Origin of the sequence: Salisaeta longa DSM 21114 (genome assembly GCF_000419585.1) — a bacterium.
Lineage (GTDB): Bacteria > Bacteroidota > Rhodothermia > Rhodothermales > Salinibacteraceae > Salisaeta > Salisaeta longa.
The window spans coordinates 3135395-3149434 of sequence record NZ_ATTH01000001.1; the positions used below are offsets into that span (position 1 = coordinate 3135395).

General features: G+C 60.9%; 10 protein-coding genes and 1 riboswitch. Of the genes, 8 read left to right on the forward strand and 2 right to left on the reverse strand.

From position 1 onward, the window contains the following. The first annotated feature begins 324 nt into the window (after positions 1–324). From SALLO_RS0113100 to SALLO_RS17235, 6 genes are all read left to right on the forward strand, one after another. Positions 325–582 (forward strand): hypothetical protein, encoded by a 258-nt coding sequence (locus SALLO_RS0113100; RefSeq protein ID WP_022836758.1) that lies wholly within the window; start codon positions 325–327, stop codon positions 580–582. A gap of 5 nt (positions 583–587) precedes the next feature. Further along, a complete protein-coding gene (locus SALLO_RS0113105; protein ID WP_022836759.1) occupies positions 588–959 on the forward strand; it encodes a type II toxin-antitoxin system VapC family toxin in 372 nt (123 codons plus the stop codon). Between the two features lie 146 nt (positions 960–1105). After that, on the forward strand, positions 1106–1813 hold the full coding sequence (locus tag SALLO_RS0113110) for a DUF3775 domain-containing protein (protein WP_022836760.1): 708 nt from the start codon (positions 1106–1108) through the stop codon (positions 1811–1813). Positions 1814–2104: 291 nt separating this feature from the next. Beyond that, entirely contained in the window at positions 2105–2329 is a 225-nt protein-coding gene (locus tag SALLO_RS17230; RefSeq protein WP_040605778.1) for a hypothetical protein, read from the forward strand. Further along, entirely contained in the window at positions 2326–2736 is a 411-nt protein-coding gene (locus SALLO_RS18985; RefSeq protein WP_022836762.1) for a type II toxin-antitoxin system VapC family toxin, read from the forward strand. Before SALLO_RS17230 ends, SALLO_RS18985 begins: the two co-directional genes overlap by 4 nt. 453 nt (positions 2737–3189) lie before the next feature. Further along, positions 3190–4995 (forward strand): hypothetical protein, encoded by a 1806-nt coding sequence (locus tag SALLO_RS17235; RefSeq protein ID WP_051141394.1) that lies wholly within the window; start codon positions 3190–3192, stop codon positions 4993–4995. Here SALLO_RS17235 and ppk1 read toward each other — a convergent pair. Both ppk1 and SALLO_RS0113135 read right to left on the reverse strand, forming a co-directional pair. Then, a complete protein-coding gene (gene ppk1, locus SALLO_RS17240; protein WP_084696302.1) occupies positions 4967–7165 on the reverse strand; it encodes a polyphosphate kinase 1 in 2199 nt (732 codons plus the stop codon). The two genes, SALLO_RS17235 and ppk1, sit on opposite strands and share 29 nt — an antisense overlap. A gap of 70 nt (positions 7166–7235) precedes the next feature. Continuing rightward, the gene (locus SALLO_RS0113135; RefSeq protein WP_022836765.1) at positions 7236–8219 is read right to left on the reverse strand and encodes an NAD(P)H-quinone oxidoreductase; all 984 of its coding nucleotides are present in this window, start codon (positions 8217–8219) and stop codon (positions 7236–7238) included. Between the two features lie 378 nt (positions 8220–8597). Here SALLO_RS0113135 and SALLO_RS17245 point away from each other — a divergent pair, with 378 nt between their 5' ends. Continuing rightward, complete coding sequence (locus SALLO_RS17245; RefSeq protein ID WP_169577934.1) at positions 8598–11639, forward strand: SusC/RagA family TonB-linked outer membrane protein; 3042 nt, start codon at positions 8598–8600, stop codon at positions 11637–11639. A 103-nt stretch (positions 11640–11742) separates the two neighbouring features. Further along, positions 11743–13575 carry a RagB/SusD family nutrient uptake outer membrane protein gene (locus tag SALLO_RS0113145; protein WP_169577935.1) on the forward strand — a complete coding sequence of 611 codons (1833 nt, stop codon included), beginning with the start codon at positions 11743–11745 and terminating at the stop codon, positions 13573–13575. Between the two features lie 179 nt (positions 13576–13754). Beyond that, positions 13755–13986: riboswitch (cobalamin riboswitch) on the forward strand. Positions 13987–14040 lie beyond the last annotated feature (54 nt).

Sequence of the window (14040 nt, forward strand, 5' to 3'; positions counted from 1 at the left end):
CGCAAGGAACCATGAAGGCAAAGATTGTCCGTGCTGTTGAAGAACTGCCGGAGGACGCTACCATCGAGCGTCTCGTTTTCTTGCACAAGATCGAAGTTGGCCTAAAGCGAGTCGAGGAATGAAAGACGGTACCGCTCGCCGAGGTGGAAGCGCGGCTGAAGCGTCGTCGCTCTAAGGAGAAGCAGTAGCCACCAATCCGCATGGTCCGTGTCCGTCTCACTGAGCAGGCCCAAAATGAACTTGACCGTTATACAGCCCAAACTTTTCGCTGGGATGACGAGTCAAAAGGATGAGATCCAATCATCACCCAGCGATCCAATCGCTATGCTTCGAACGTACGAAGGCATCCTCGAAGGCGATCGCATCCGGTGGGCGGGAGACGACGTGCCTGCTACCGATCGGCCGCTTCGCGTGCACGTGACCGTGATTGAAGACAACGCCGAAAAGGAGAAGCGGGGCCAGCAGATGGCCGATGCACTCTCCAAAGTGGCGGAGTCCGGCGCGTTCAGCGGGATTCAGGACCCTAGCGCGTGGCAGCGTGACATCCGCCGTGATCGTCCGCTTCCCGGTCGCGACAACTGAGGCATATGCTTCTCGACAGCAATCTTATTATCTATGCCAGTCAGCCCCAGCACGGAGCCCTTCGAAGATTCATCGCCCGTGAGGCACCCTACGTTTCAGTGATCAGCAAGGTCGAGACGCTGGGCTACCATGAGCTTGGTGAGAACGAGCAGCGGGTTCTGGAAGCGTTCTTCGACGCGGCCGAAGTGCTCCCGGTGTCAGGGTCGGCTATTACCGCAGCGATTCGACTACGCCAAAAGCGCCGCATGTCACTCGGCGATGCGCTTATCGCGGGAACGGCGCTCAGCTACGGCCTGCTGCTGGCAACGCACAACACGGAGGACTTTGCATGGATCGAGGAGTTGGACGTTATCGATCCGCTTGCCAACACGTCGTAAAGGGTCGCAGAACCCCACACTGCTGCCGACGAAGGGCTGAAGCCAGATTGTGGCGGTAGCGCATCCGCTGCTGAATCCGTATCTTTTCATTGTCCTTCGCGGCATAGTTCATCCGCTATGTCTTTTGCAGACGATGATACATCGTTATGAGGATTATGCAGCGTGAGGTTAACCAAATCCGTGACACAGCTAAGCAATTGCCCGAGAAACGTACTCGTTTCAAGGATTTGCTATCCCGCCTCTCGAAAAACAAGCAGCGTGAACTACTGGCCATCGTTTACCTTGGACGGGGCGACTACTCGGATTGGGACGAAGCACTTTCCAATGTGACTCTACCGTCTGGGATGGCTGTATATCTTGCTGAAAAGCAGTATCTCTCCCAGTACATCAGTCAGGGCTGGGACATGGTGCCGCACCGCGTCAAGGAGAATGTGGTTAACGACGCTGCGGATAAACTCGACGCCACAATCCAGGCAGTTGAGGAAATCCTCAATGGCTTGGATGGATACCTGGTTGAATTCCGTGAAAGACCAGAATCGGTGTCTACCAATCTGCTTCGTCTCCGGGCTTTTTCAGACGAGATAGCTCAAGCTGTTGGCAACAACCCGCGAGTATCGGATGGATGGTACCATGAGAAATCGAGTCAGCTGAAGAATAGTGCGAAAGGGGCGGTGGACATGTGGATTCGTGACCATGACGAAGTCGAAGTGGTCCCCAGTGCTCCAATGTCGGCCCACGAATGGATCAAGGAAATGATGACTGGATATCTGAGGGACGGTCTTAAGATGGCCAGAGTTCTCCGGAAGGCAGTTGAAGAGGATGAGATCGATCTTCTAGATTATCAAGAGCAGTAAGAAAAACGCATAACCGTCGCTAGAGGCGACGGAGGGCTTTTGCCGTCATCAATCGAGGTCTTGCAGACGGTCTCGCCTTCGCTCGCCGGGAGTGACGAAGTTGGCGGATGGAAACTGCGGTTGGCCTTGATATTTTCGCCGAGTCAAGTTCTTCTGGCGTTTTCCTGCCCTCCGCACTTCAGCTTCCACGTTATATGCCGCACTGCCTGTCTCTAAAGGCTGGTCTGAACCCAATCGCCTGGCGCGGCATTCAAAAGATGCATTTTTGCTCATCATCCTTTACCGCAGACCATGAAGGTGAAAGTCACCAAACGAGGCGTCACCGTGCCCAAGCGGATGCTCCATGGAGCGGAGGAGGTTACCATCCGAGAAGAAAAGGGCCGCATCATTGTTGAACCTGTTGGCGAGACGGAGCCCGAAGAAACTGATCCGATTCAGGGACTCGGCCGTGAGCCTGTGCAGTGCAATGCTCCCGATGCGGCTGAACATCACGACCGCTACCTCTACGGCAAATGACCTCCTGTTTTCTCGATACGGGCTATCTCATTGCTCTTGAGGCCTCCGACGATCAGCACCACGACGCGGCCGTTCGGCATTGGCGAGATGAAGTCCTGGCCTCCCCACCCCTGATTGTCACCACATCGTATGTCTTCGATGAAGTGGTCACCTTCTTCAACGGTCGCGACCGTCACGAAAAAGCCGTCGAGGTCGGGCAGCGCCTGCAAGCGAGCGATGCGGTAGAGATCGTACATGTGACGCGGAAGCTTTTCAATGCAGGATGGCTTCTGCTGCAGGAACGACCAGACAAGCGATATTCGCTGACCGACTGCATTTCCTTTGTCGTCATGGAACGACGCCAGATCGAGCGCGCATTGGCATTTGATCACCACTTCCAGCAGGCAGGATTTCAGCTTCTTCCGTGAGCGGCACATAATCCTGCGCTGCTGCCGACGAAGGGCTGAAGCCAGATGGTGGCGGTAGCGCATCCGCTGCTGAATCCGTATCCTTTCAGTGCCCGCCGCGGGCACGCCAAGCCATGAGCTTTGTCGGACGGCGCTTGGGCATCGCGTAAATCTTACACCGGCGGGGAGCTTTCGCCCGTGGCTCTGCGTCTCATCTTCATGTGCGATGTAGGCACGGCGCCCGCGCATGACGGAAAGGCCCTGCTGCAGCCCGGGCGTCTCCTGACGAATGGGCAGCCAACTTTCTTCTTTGCACGCGCGGCATTACTTTTGAAGTTACGTGTACACGAAATCTGCACTGTGCATTTGCAGCGTGTGTGCCCCACCGGCGTCATGATGCGATGTGCGGGCGCAGCGCCCCGATGGTTGATCCATCCGTCGCTTCTCATTCTTTTTTGCTGGTACCTGATCTCCATGAAACGCATTGGCCCCTTTCATTCGTCGGATCAGCCGCTCGCGTCCCCCCGCGGGCCGCGCACGTACCAAATGGCGCTGCTGGGCCTCGCGGTGCTTCTCGCCGTCAGCCTGCTGCGGTGGCCGCTGTGGGGGCAGGCGCTGGTTACGCGCTTCGCGCCCGTAACGGCGCCCGCCGTGCCCGAGACGACGAGCGCGGTTGGGGACGAGGCGTTTACCATGCGCCAATCGCCGCAGCATCCGGATGCGCGGTACGCCGCGTACTTTGGGCGCGCCGCGGCGGCTCCGGAGGCACCCGACTCGCTCCAGACGAGCGCCGAGGCGTTTCAGGAGCTGCTGGAAATCTACCGCTACCGCATGGTGGTCGATGACAACTTTACCGTGCGCGTTACCGATCGCCGCACGAACAAGACGCTGGAGGTGTATGTGCTTGAGGAGCAGCGCGCCGCGTACCGCCGCGGGGCCGATGTCGACTGGGGCCGGATCGATGCCTACCGCCGCGATGCTACGCGGCGCCTCGTGGACAAGTGGGCCGCGCGGGGCATTCCGCGTGACGCCATTACGGTCAAATGGGGCCGTCGCAATCAGGTGGAGCTGGCACACCAGCGCGACCTTCCGTACGTGGCCTACGAAATTCGCCTGGCGCAGGCGCTTGGGCTGAGCCTCCTGCCAACGGAGATTGGAACGGTCGAAACGTTCAACCAAGATCACTTGGTGTCCTCGGTGGGCGCGCGCAGTCGGTACCAGATGATGCCCTACATCCTCCGGCGTCGCGGCCTCAATCAGTATCGCCTGGAAACCATCGATGGGGCAGCCGTGCAGGTGCACGAGGAGCGCCATCCGCTGTTGGCGATGGAGCCGGCCTTCCTGCTGCTAAAGGGGTACGCCAACGCCGTGGGCCACGAGGTGCCGGGCATGTCGGCATATCACTCCGGGCCGGGCAACATCTTCAACATCTACCGGCTGTTTTACATGCAGGGCGATCGCTTCACGACAGAAACGAACGTCCTGGATGCGTACATCTGGGGGCTCACAAAGGGCTTTGAAGCCGTCAACGAAGTCTCCACGTTTGGTTACTACTCCCGGGGCTACATCCCCACGGCCTACAGCACGCTGCAAGTAGCAGAGCAAGCCCCGATCCCGCTCGACCAAACCATGCGCGCCGTACGGGTGCAGCTGGAGCGCGGGCGCACGGTGCGGCTGGATTCCTTGCTGCAGGCCCTGCACCGCGCGGGCATGCCTACGACGTACGAGCAATTTCGCACCCTGAACAAGCACTTCGACCTGCCGCCTGCCACAGTTGACGGCGGCATTCCGGAAGGCGGCAACGTACAGCTCGTGGCGTTTCTGGATGGCGCGCCGGTGCGTTTCTTTCTGCCGCTTGGTGCGCCGAAGCGGTTGACGGAGGCGGGCCTCGACGTGCTCGCAGCCCGCGCGTCGTTCCGGTTCGATGAAACCACCTACGGTCCGCCGGCGCCGTCGCAGGTTACCGTGTGGGACGAGCAGTACGCGGCGCTTGTGGACGACATCAAGCAGTTTGGCTTCACGCAGGCCAACCGTGAGCGGCTCCTGGTGCTCTACGAGAAGTTTGCGCAGCTGGCCGAGGCGAACCCCTCGCCGTACCGGCGCCGGCAGCTCGACATCATCACCACGCATCGCCGCTTGTGGCTGTCGAGCCCGTTTGAGCGCCTGGCCGATGCTACCATGATGGCCCTGGGCCGGCTTCAGATGCCGGTGCAGCCGCCGGTTACGCTCGCCCCGGGCAGTTCCTCCTCCCTTACGGTGCCTGCACCGACGATGCCGTAGGCCGGGGCGTGGCTTTTTCGTGCTGGCGCATCAGGTGCTCCTGCACGCCCTCGGTGGCGGGCGCGGCCGACGCGCGGAGGTAGCGGCCATCGGACTGCAAGCGCCAGCCGGTGGGGCTGTCGAGCGCCGTGCGTAGCAGCGTAACCAGGCGTTCTTTGTGATCGGCGTCAAGGATGGGGGCGGCAATCTCGACGCGGTCGTCGAGGCGGCTCCGTTGCCAATCGGCGCTGCTGATGTACACGTCGGGCGCGCCGTCGTTGTGGAAGTAGAAGATGCGGTCGTGCTCCAAAAACCGCCCCACGATACTCACCACGCGTACCGTTTCGCTGTAGCCGTCAAGGCCCGGACGCAAGCGGCAGTGCCCGCGTACCACCAGCTCAACCGTAACCCCAGCCTGCGCGGCGCGGTACAGCGCCGCAATGATTTGTCGGTCGCCCAGCTCATTCATCTTGGCCATGATGTGGCCGTTACCTTGCAGGCGCTGGTGGTCGATCTCGCGCTCGATCTTGTCCAGGAAGGCCCCGCGCATATCCTGCGGCGCCACCAGGAGGTGGTTGTACTGCTGCTCCGGCGCGTAGCCCGTCAGGTAGTGAAACAGGTTGGTAAGATCGTACCCAATGCCCCGGTGGCAGCTCAGCAACCCGAGGTCGGTATATTGCCGGGCCGTCTGTGCGTTGTAGTTGCCCGTGCTGATGTGGCAGTACGTACGCACGGCATCGGCCTCGCGCCGCACCACAAGCGCCGCCTGCGCGTGGGTTTTGAGGCCCACCAAGCCGTAAGCCACGTGCACCCCGGCATCCTCCAGCTGTCGGGCCCACGCGATGTTTTTCTCCTCATCGAAGCGCGCCTTCACCTCCACCAGCACCGCCACCTGTTTGCCGCGCTCGGCGGCCTCGATGAGCGCATCCACAATGGGCGAGTTCTCGGAGGTGCGGTACAGGGTCTGCTTAATGGCAAGCACCTGCGGATCGGTCACGGCCTCTTCGATGAAGCGCTGGACGCTCTCCTCAAACGACTCATACGGGTGGTGCACCAGCATATCGCCCGAGCGGATCGTACTAAACAGCCCGGGGCGCGCGCGGCTTTTCGCGTCGCGCTGCAGGCGCACCGGCGTTTGGGGGCGCCACTTCGAAAAGCGCAACGCCGGCGTATATCGCTCCGACGGAATGTGGAGGTCGGCCAGCGTGGTAAGGTCGCTGTAGTCGATGAGCCGATCGGCCACGTACATGTCCTCGGCCCCCACGCGCAGCTTGTCCATCAGAAACGAGCGCACCGCCTCGGGCATCGCGCGCTCCACCTCCAGCCGCACCACCGGAGCAAAGCGTCGCTCGCGCAGCCGCTCGGAGATCATCTCGATCAGGTCGTCGGCCTCCTCCTCGTCGCGCCGCACATCCGCGTTGCGCGTCACGCGAAAGGCATACACGCCCTCCACATCCATCCCCCGAAAGAGGGCATCGATGTGATGCGCAATCACTTGCTCCAGCGGCACAAACTGCAACGGATTAAGCAGCGGGACCCACCGCGGACGGCTGGTGGTGGGCACCTTCACGCGGGCAAAGTGCTTGGTGCCGCGGTCGGGGTGCCGCAGCACCACCGCAAGCGAGAGGCTCATGTTGGAGATAAAGGGGAACGGGCGGCCCGGATCGACCGCCAGCGGCGTGAGGATGGGAAAAATGTTTTTGTGGAAGTAGGTGTGGAGGCGCTCGCGCGTCTCCTCGTCGAGCGCATCGAAGGCGCGCACGCGCAGTCCGATGGCGTCATTCAAGGCCGGCGCAAGGGCCTCCGTCCACGTGGTGCCCAGGGCCCGGTACATGGGGCGCACGGCCTGAGCAATGAGGGCGAGCTGCTCCTCGGGGGTGCGGCCGTCGGGCGAGGGCGTGATGACGCCTGCTGCCGCCTGCCGCTTGAGGCCGCCCACGCGCTTGCGGATGAAGCCGTCGAGGTTGGATGCGGTGATGCCCAAGAACCGCACCCGCTCCAGAAGCGGCGTGCTTTCATCGCGGGCCATTTGCAGCACGCGCCAGTTGAAGTCGAGCCAGCTCAGCTCGCGGTTGAAGTAGAGGCTTGCGTGGTCAACGCTGGCGCCCTCGGGCACGGGTTGCGGCACGACCGCCCGCGGAGGGGCGTGGTTGTTGGACGGCGAAGGCGCGTCATCGGACGAACGAGGCATGGGGCGCACAGAAAGCAGGAGACAAACGACGAGGGGTCTTACCGTCGATGCGGCGGGTGGGTTGCGCGTGCTACGGCGCAACGCGAAGCACAATTTTACCTGCGTTCTCGTTGTTCTCCATCCGCTGGTGCGCGGCGGCCACATCCGTCCAATCCATGACGGAATCAATGACGGGCTGCAAGGTGCCATCCACAAAGCGCGGCATCGCGTAGCTCGCAAAATCCTGGGTGAGCTTCACCTTGTACGCCAGCGATCGAGACCGCAGGGTCGTCGCAATCAGGCGCGCGCGCTTCGCCATGAGGTCGCGCAAGCTAAACTGCTCAACGGTGGCACCGCCCAGGGTGGCCAGCTGAATGATGCGGCCATCCATCGCCAGGCTGTCGATGTTGCCCTGTACGTACGGCGCGCCAATGAAATCGAGGATGAGGTTGACGCCCTGTCCGTCCGTTAGGCGCGGCACCTGCGCGGCAAAATCCTCGGTGGTGTAGTCGATGGTCGCCTCGGCGCCAAGCGAGCGGCACAGATCGTGCTTTGGGGCAGAAGCGGTGATGTACGGATGCGCCTCGGCCGCCGTGGTCAGCTGAATGGCTGCGGTGCCCACCCCGCTCGCGCCCGCGTGGATAAGGACGTGGTCGCCCGTTCCCAGATCGCCCAGCCAATGCAAGGCCTGAAAGGCCGTCAAGAAGACTTCGGGAATGGCAGCGGCCTCTTCCATCGAGAGGCCCGGCGGGAGAGCCATCAACAGGTCTTTGTGGACGACGGCATACTCGGCATAGCCGCCGCCAGAAAGGAGCGCACACACGCGGTCCCCCGCCGACCAGTCGACAACGCCCGGGCCGGTCGCATCCACGGTGCCCGCCATCTCCAACCCCAAGATGTCTGAGGCGCCTTCCGGCGGCGGGTAGTGGCCCTTTCGCTGGAACGTGTCGGCGCGGTTGAGGGCCGTGGCCTGTACGCGTACGCGGACTTCATCGGGGCCCGGATCGGGCGTGGGCACCGGGCCGATGGTGAGGTTCGACGGCGGACCCGGTTCGGAGACAAGGACGGCGCGCATAAAACAGAGGCGTTTGTTAAAAGATAAGGGGGCCCTGTACCACCTTGGGCGGCCGGCGAATGATCCAAAGCCGCAGCATCACCCTCATGGAATATTCCCATAAGGCTTGTGGCAGTTGTCTATAACACCCCAAACGATGACCGATCTAAAAGTGAAATAATTGACACGAAGACGCCGCCTTCGTTTGCAATTACAATGAACGGATAATATCATGGCAGATGGTGAAAGCGCTTTCTGCAGCAGCGCGCCTTGCCATGAGACGCACCCAATGCCGAGGCACGGTGCACGCAGGGCCGTGTCATGCAGGCGATCGTTGAAGAAAGAAGTTGCGCGAGATGCACCCCGTTGTCCTCTATCAACAATGAGCAGCGAAGCGATATGTATCGAAAACTTACAACGTATGCTTTGGGCAGCCTCCTGCTGCTTGTGTTCAGCGTAGCGCCTGTTCAGGCGCAAGAGCGCGAGGTGAGCGGCACCGTAACCGAAGCGGCCACCGGCAATCCGTTACCGGGCGTTAACGTTACGGTGAAAGGCACCACCACTGGCACCATTACAAACGGCCAGGGCACATACACTCTCACCGTGCCGGGGCCCGATGCCACGCTCGTTTTCTCCTTCGTTGGTTTCCAGACCGAGGAGATCCCGGTCGGGACGAAAGAAACCATTGACGTGGCAATGGAAGCACAGGTGCAGGCTCTTGAGCAAATGGTTGTTGTGGGATATGGCACGCAGCGCCGGCAAGATATTTCAGGCGCGGTGTCGACGGTGGATGTAGCAGAAGCCAACGTGGGGCAAAATTCGAGCCCTACCGACCTGATTGAGGGCCGCGTGTCGGGCGTAAACATCGTGCAGAACAACGGCGAGCCCGGTGGAGGCGTTAAGGTACGCATCCGCGGCACCACATCGCTCAGCGCGAGCAGCGATCCGTTGTATGTGATTGATGGCGTGCCCATTACGAGCACGAATGCCACGCCGGGGGGACTTGCGCCCAGCGATATTGTCGCCTCGTCCTCATCGAACCCGTTGTCGCTCATCAACCCAAACGACATCAAGTCGATTCAGGTGCTGAAAGATGCAGCTGCAACGGCCATCTACGGGTCGCAGGGGGCCAACGGCGTAATCCTGATTGAAACGAAATCGGGCGATGCCGGCGGGCTTGAAGTGAGCTATAGCGGCGAGGTCTCGGCCTCGAACGTAGCCAACCCCCTCGATTTGCTGTCGGCCGACCAATACCGGCGCGCGCTCACTGACTTTGCGGGCTCGCAGGCGGCCGACGCGCTTGGTTCGGCGAACACCGACTGGCAACAGGAGGTCTTCCAAACGGCGGTCGCGCAAGATCATAACCTGTCGTTTTCGGGCGGAAACGAGTCGACCACGTATCGCGCCTCGTTGGGCTATCTCGATCAGCCGGGCGTGGTCACGAGCTCGGGCATCACGCGCTACACGGCGCGCGTCAACGCCAGCCAAAAGCTCTACGACGACAAGCTGCAGTTGAACCTGAATGTGACCGGTTCGCTGCTTGAGCGCGATCACGTGTTCTACGCGCAGTCGGCCGGTTTTCAGGGCGGCGTCTTTTCGAACATGCTGAAGTTCAACCCCACGTTTCCGGTGGTTGGCCAAGGCGGCAGCGCGCGGTTCTTCGAGTACTCGAACACCGTGATCAACCCGGTGGCCATTCAAAATCAGTTGGATGACTTTACCGAAAGCACGCGGCTGCTGGGCAACGTGTCGGCGTCGTACGACGTGCTGGAGAGCCTGACGGCGAAAGTGAACTTCGGGTACGACCAGACGAACGCCACCCGCCGGTCGTACATTCCGCAGGCCTCGCCCCTAGGGGCAACGCAAAGCGGCATCGCGCAGCAAACGGCGCGTGAGGTGTCGAGCGCCATCGTGCAGAGCACCCTTCAGTACCAGAAACAGCTCACGGATGTGCATCGCGTGGGTGTGCTCGCGGGCTACGAGTTCAAGCGCGAGACCTACGAGCAGATCGATGCTCAAACGCAGGGCTTTGTAACCGATGAACTCATTTACAACAACCTGGCCGGCGGCAACGACCCTCAACTGCCTGGCTCGGGCAAAGAGCAGATTGAACAGCTCTCGTTCTTTGGGCGCGTCGATTACAACTACGACGACCGTTACATCCTGCAGGGTACGCTCCGCCGCGACGGTGCCTCGGTGTTCGGGGCCAACAACAAGTATGCGTATTTCCCGGCCGGGTCGATTGCCTGGCGGGTAACCAACGAGTCGTTCATGGAGTCGGTCAACTGGCTGAATGAACTGAAAGTGCGCGCGTCGTACGGCCTGAGCGGCAACCAAGCCATTCCGCCGTACCAGACGCTGCAGCTGCTGGGCCCCGACCAATCCAACATTGCCGTCTTCGGATCGGGTGAGGCCGAGACCACCGGGTTTGCGCCCATCAACTTTGCCAACCCGAACCTGAAGTGGGAAACCACCACGTCGCTGAATGTGGGAATGGACTTCATCGTTGGGCGCTTCGATGGCACCATCGACGTGTACCAGAAGAAAACCGAGGACCTGTTGCTTTTCATCAGCGTGCCGCAGCCGGCCGTGGTGAGCCAGCGCCTCGAAAACATTGGCGCGGTGGAAAACACCGGTGTCGAGTTCTCGCTGAACACGCAGCTGTTTAACCGCGACAACTTTACTCTCAACGTGGGGGGTAACATCAGCTACAACAAGAACGAAGTGACCGATCTTGGCCAGCGCGGCACCATCTTCCTGACCCCGGTAAGCGGGGCCGGCCAAACGGGCACCAACGCGCAGATCATCCAGGAAGGCTCGCCCATCGGCACGTTTTACGGCCCGGTCTATGCCGGAACCAACGCGCAAGGGCAGCAGCTCTTCCTCACGGCCGATGGCGGCACCACAACCAATGTGGGCGACGCCGAGCGCCGGGTGATTGGCGATGCGCAGCCCGACTTCAACTACGGGTTCACGTTCTCGGGGCGGTATGGCAACTTTGACTTCAGCACGTTCTTCCGTGGGATCTATGGGAAAGACGTGTTCAACAATACCGCGCTGGAGTTCTCCACCAAGAACAACCTGAACCGTAACATCAACATGTTGGAAAGTGCGCTGGACGACGAGGCGGCTATCACGCCGGTGTATTCGTCCCGATGGATTCAAGACGCATCCTTCTTGCGTCTGGACAACCTGACCATCGGCTACACGCTGCCTATTGCGGAGCAACTGGGCATTCAGCGGGCTCGGATTTACTTCTCGGGGCAAAATCTCTTCGTGATCACGCCCTACAACGGGTACGATCCGGAGGTGAGCACCACGGCCAACGGTACCGATACGAGCGGCGGGCTGCGTAGTCTTGCGATTCCGGCCCTAGGCGTGGACTACACCAATTACCCGCGTGCACGCACCTTTACCTTTGGCGTAGACCTCGGCCTGTAAGCCGTTCCTTGCCCTCTGCATAGGCCTGTGCTCCGGGCGGCTAGCATCGCCCGGGGCACGGTCTCCAGCCGATTGCCGATTCAAACTCATGACGATTGATCCCATGACTGTATACGTACAACGATTGCTACAGCGAGTGCCTAGCGTATCGGCGCTCTTGGCTGTATGCCTGGCCGCTACCCTGCTTGCGGGGTGCGACCTGGACGAAGATCCGTTTAGCGTGGTCACCCCAAACGAGTTCTTTAAGACAGAGAGCGAGTTTGTGGCGGCCATCGCACCGGTATACGCTCAGGTCCGTGACTACCAAAACAACTACTTCAATATCTCGGAGCACTCCTCCGACGAGATTATGGTGCCCACCCGTGGCACCGATTGGGGAGATAATGGAAACTGGCGCCGGCTCACGCAGCATCAGTGGACGGCGCAGCATCCGAACATTGACGGCGCGTGGGTGAGCGCCTTTACCGGCGTGGCCCGTGCCAACTCGGTCCTTGCGGCGCTTAATAACACCCAGACCGATCTGGAGCAGGCGCCACAGTTTCGCGCTGAGCTGCGCTTCCTTCGGGCGTTCTTCTACTACCAGCTGCTTGACCTGTACGGCAACGTTCCGATTGTGGTGGAGCAGGGAAGCTCCTACGAGCAGTACCCGCAGCAGCCGGTGAGTAGCCAAGATCCGCCTGCGCAGCAAAGCCGCCGCGAGGTCTTCCGCTTCCTGATCGAAGAGCTCACGGGTTGCGCCGACTTGAGCGCTGTGAATGTACAAGACTGTGTGGAGAACCCAAGCGGCGGAGCTCTCGCCAATTTGCCGCCGTCCGTTGAATACGGACGCGCGAGCAAGTGGGCCGGCTACGGACTTTTGGCGCGCCTCTTCGTGAACGCTGAGGTGTACACCGGGCAGTTCACCGGTAACAACAGCTTCACGCCGGGGCTCTCGTTTTGGGAAGAAGCCGAAGCGGCCGCCGATGAGGTGATCTCCTCGGGGCAGTTCATGCTGGCCGACAACTACTTCGACAACTTTGCGGTCAGCAATGCCTCATCGCCCGAGATCATATGGCCGGCAACGTACAAGGCAGAGACGGGCTTGGGCCTCACCCTCAACATGCGGGTCATGCATTACAACATGATCCCCGAAACACCGTGGAACGGCTTCACGACGATTGCGGAGTTCTACAAAGGGTTTGACGTACAGGCAGGTCCAGATGGCCAAGTCGGCACGCGGGACGATGTGCGCAATGACGTGCGCACCCAGGGCTTTCTCGTGGGGCGCACCTACTCTGAGCCTAACACCGGGTGCTATGGCATCAACTGCTTTAGCAATGAGAACACGCCTACGGTGAAAGTGCGCGGCACCGATACGCCGCTTGACATCACGCTCGAAATTCCAAGCATAACGCTGGAAAGCAATCCCGCGATTGAGGCAGCCGGGGCCCGCCCGCTCAAGTTTGAGGTGGACCCGAACCAGACGGCCCAGTTCTCCAGCAACGACTTGCCGTTGTTCCGCCTGTCCGAGATGTATCTGATTCGGGCCGAGGCGCTCAATGAGATGGGACAGCCGTCGGCCGCGCGCGACGCCCTCATTCCACTGCGCGAGCGGGCCTATCCCGACTACCCGAACGAAGGCGCGGTGCCCACCGGGTTGTCCCAGGCCCAAATGCGTAGCCTCATCCTGCAGGAGCGCGGGCACGAGCACTACTACGAAGGGCTGCGTCGTCAAGACCTCGTCCGGTACCAGGTGAGCGGTGGCACGGCATCCGGAGGCCCCTACACGTCGCCCAGTGACCCGTACGCACCCACGTTCACGGCACCCTGGATCTTCAAGGATCAGAGCAATATGTACCGCATGCTCTTCCCGATACCGCAGCCGCAGCTTGATGCAAACAGCAAGCTCACGCAAAACTGCGGATACGGGGGCGGTCAGTGCCCGCCGGTGGGCTGAGGTTCGTCGGCATCCGCACATACAAATCACGTACAGCGCCTCGTCGGCTTTCTGCTGGCGGGGCGTTTTTTATGCGCACCGCGAGAATGCCCGTTCTAAACTGCGTTTGTGTATAGCTTCGGTTAAGGATGGGCGTATCTGTTGGATTTACCCGCGCCGCGCGCTACATTCACAAACGTTCATTGATACACGCTGCCGGTTCGTGCATTGCTGATGCACGATTAAAAGGGAACGCCAGGCGAGCCATAGGCTCGATGCTGGGGCTGTACCCGCAACTGTGTACCGGAGGCGCTTCGAGGTGAGGACGCGCGCGCCACTGTCTGCTCCCGCAGATGGGAAGGGGCGCGCCGAGCTGCTGAAAGCGCTGTACCTCCGGAAAGCCAGGAGACCTGCCGCGGACGTGCGTTTTGCCAATAACCTCCGGGATCTTGAGGTGTGGCGCTGTCTTCGGTTGCGCATGCGTGC

Excerpts from the sequence above, each read along its gene's own strand:
- SALLO_RS0113135 (WP_022836765.1), bottom strand. The coding sequence starts at position 8,219 with ATGCGCGCCGTCCTTGTCTCCGAACCGGGTCCGCCGTCGAACCTCACC.
- SALLO_RS17235 (WP_051141394.1), top strand. The coding sequence starts at position 3,190 with ATGAAACGCATTGGCCCCTTTCATTCGTCGGATCAGCCGCTCGCGTCC.
- SALLO_RS0113110 (WP_022836760.1), top strand. The coding sequence starts at position 1,106 with ATGAGGATTATGCAGCGTGAGGTTAACCAAATCCGTGACACAGCTAAG.
- SALLO_RS18985 (WP_022836762.1), top strand. The coding sequence starts at position 2,326 with ATGACCTCCTGTTTTCTCGATACGGGCTATCTCATTGCTCTTGAGGCC.
- SALLO_RS0113100 (WP_022836758.1), top strand. The coding sequence starts at position 325 with ATGCTTCGAACGTACGAAGGCATCCTCGAAGGCGATCGCATCCGGTGG.
- SALLO_RS17230 (WP_040605778.1), top strand. The coding sequence starts at position 2,105 with ATGAAGGTGAAAGTCACCAAACGAGGCGTCACCGTGCCCAAGCGGATG.
- SALLO_RS0113105 (WP_022836759.1), top strand. The coding sequence starts at position 588 with ATGCTTCTCGACAGCAATCTTATTATCTATGCCAGTCAGCCCCAGCAC.
- SALLO_RS0113145 (WP_169577935.1), top strand. The coding sequence starts at position 11,743 with ATGACTGTATACGTACAACGATTGCTACAGCGAGTGCCTAGCGTATCG.
- ppk1 (WP_084696302.1), bottom strand. The coding sequence starts at position 7,165 with ATGCCTCGTTCGTCCGATGACGCGCCTTCGCCGTCCAACAACCACGCC.
- SALLO_RS17245 (WP_169577934.1), top strand. The coding sequence starts at position 8,598 with ATGTATCGAAAACTTACAACGTATGCTTTGGGCAGCCTCCTGCTGCTT.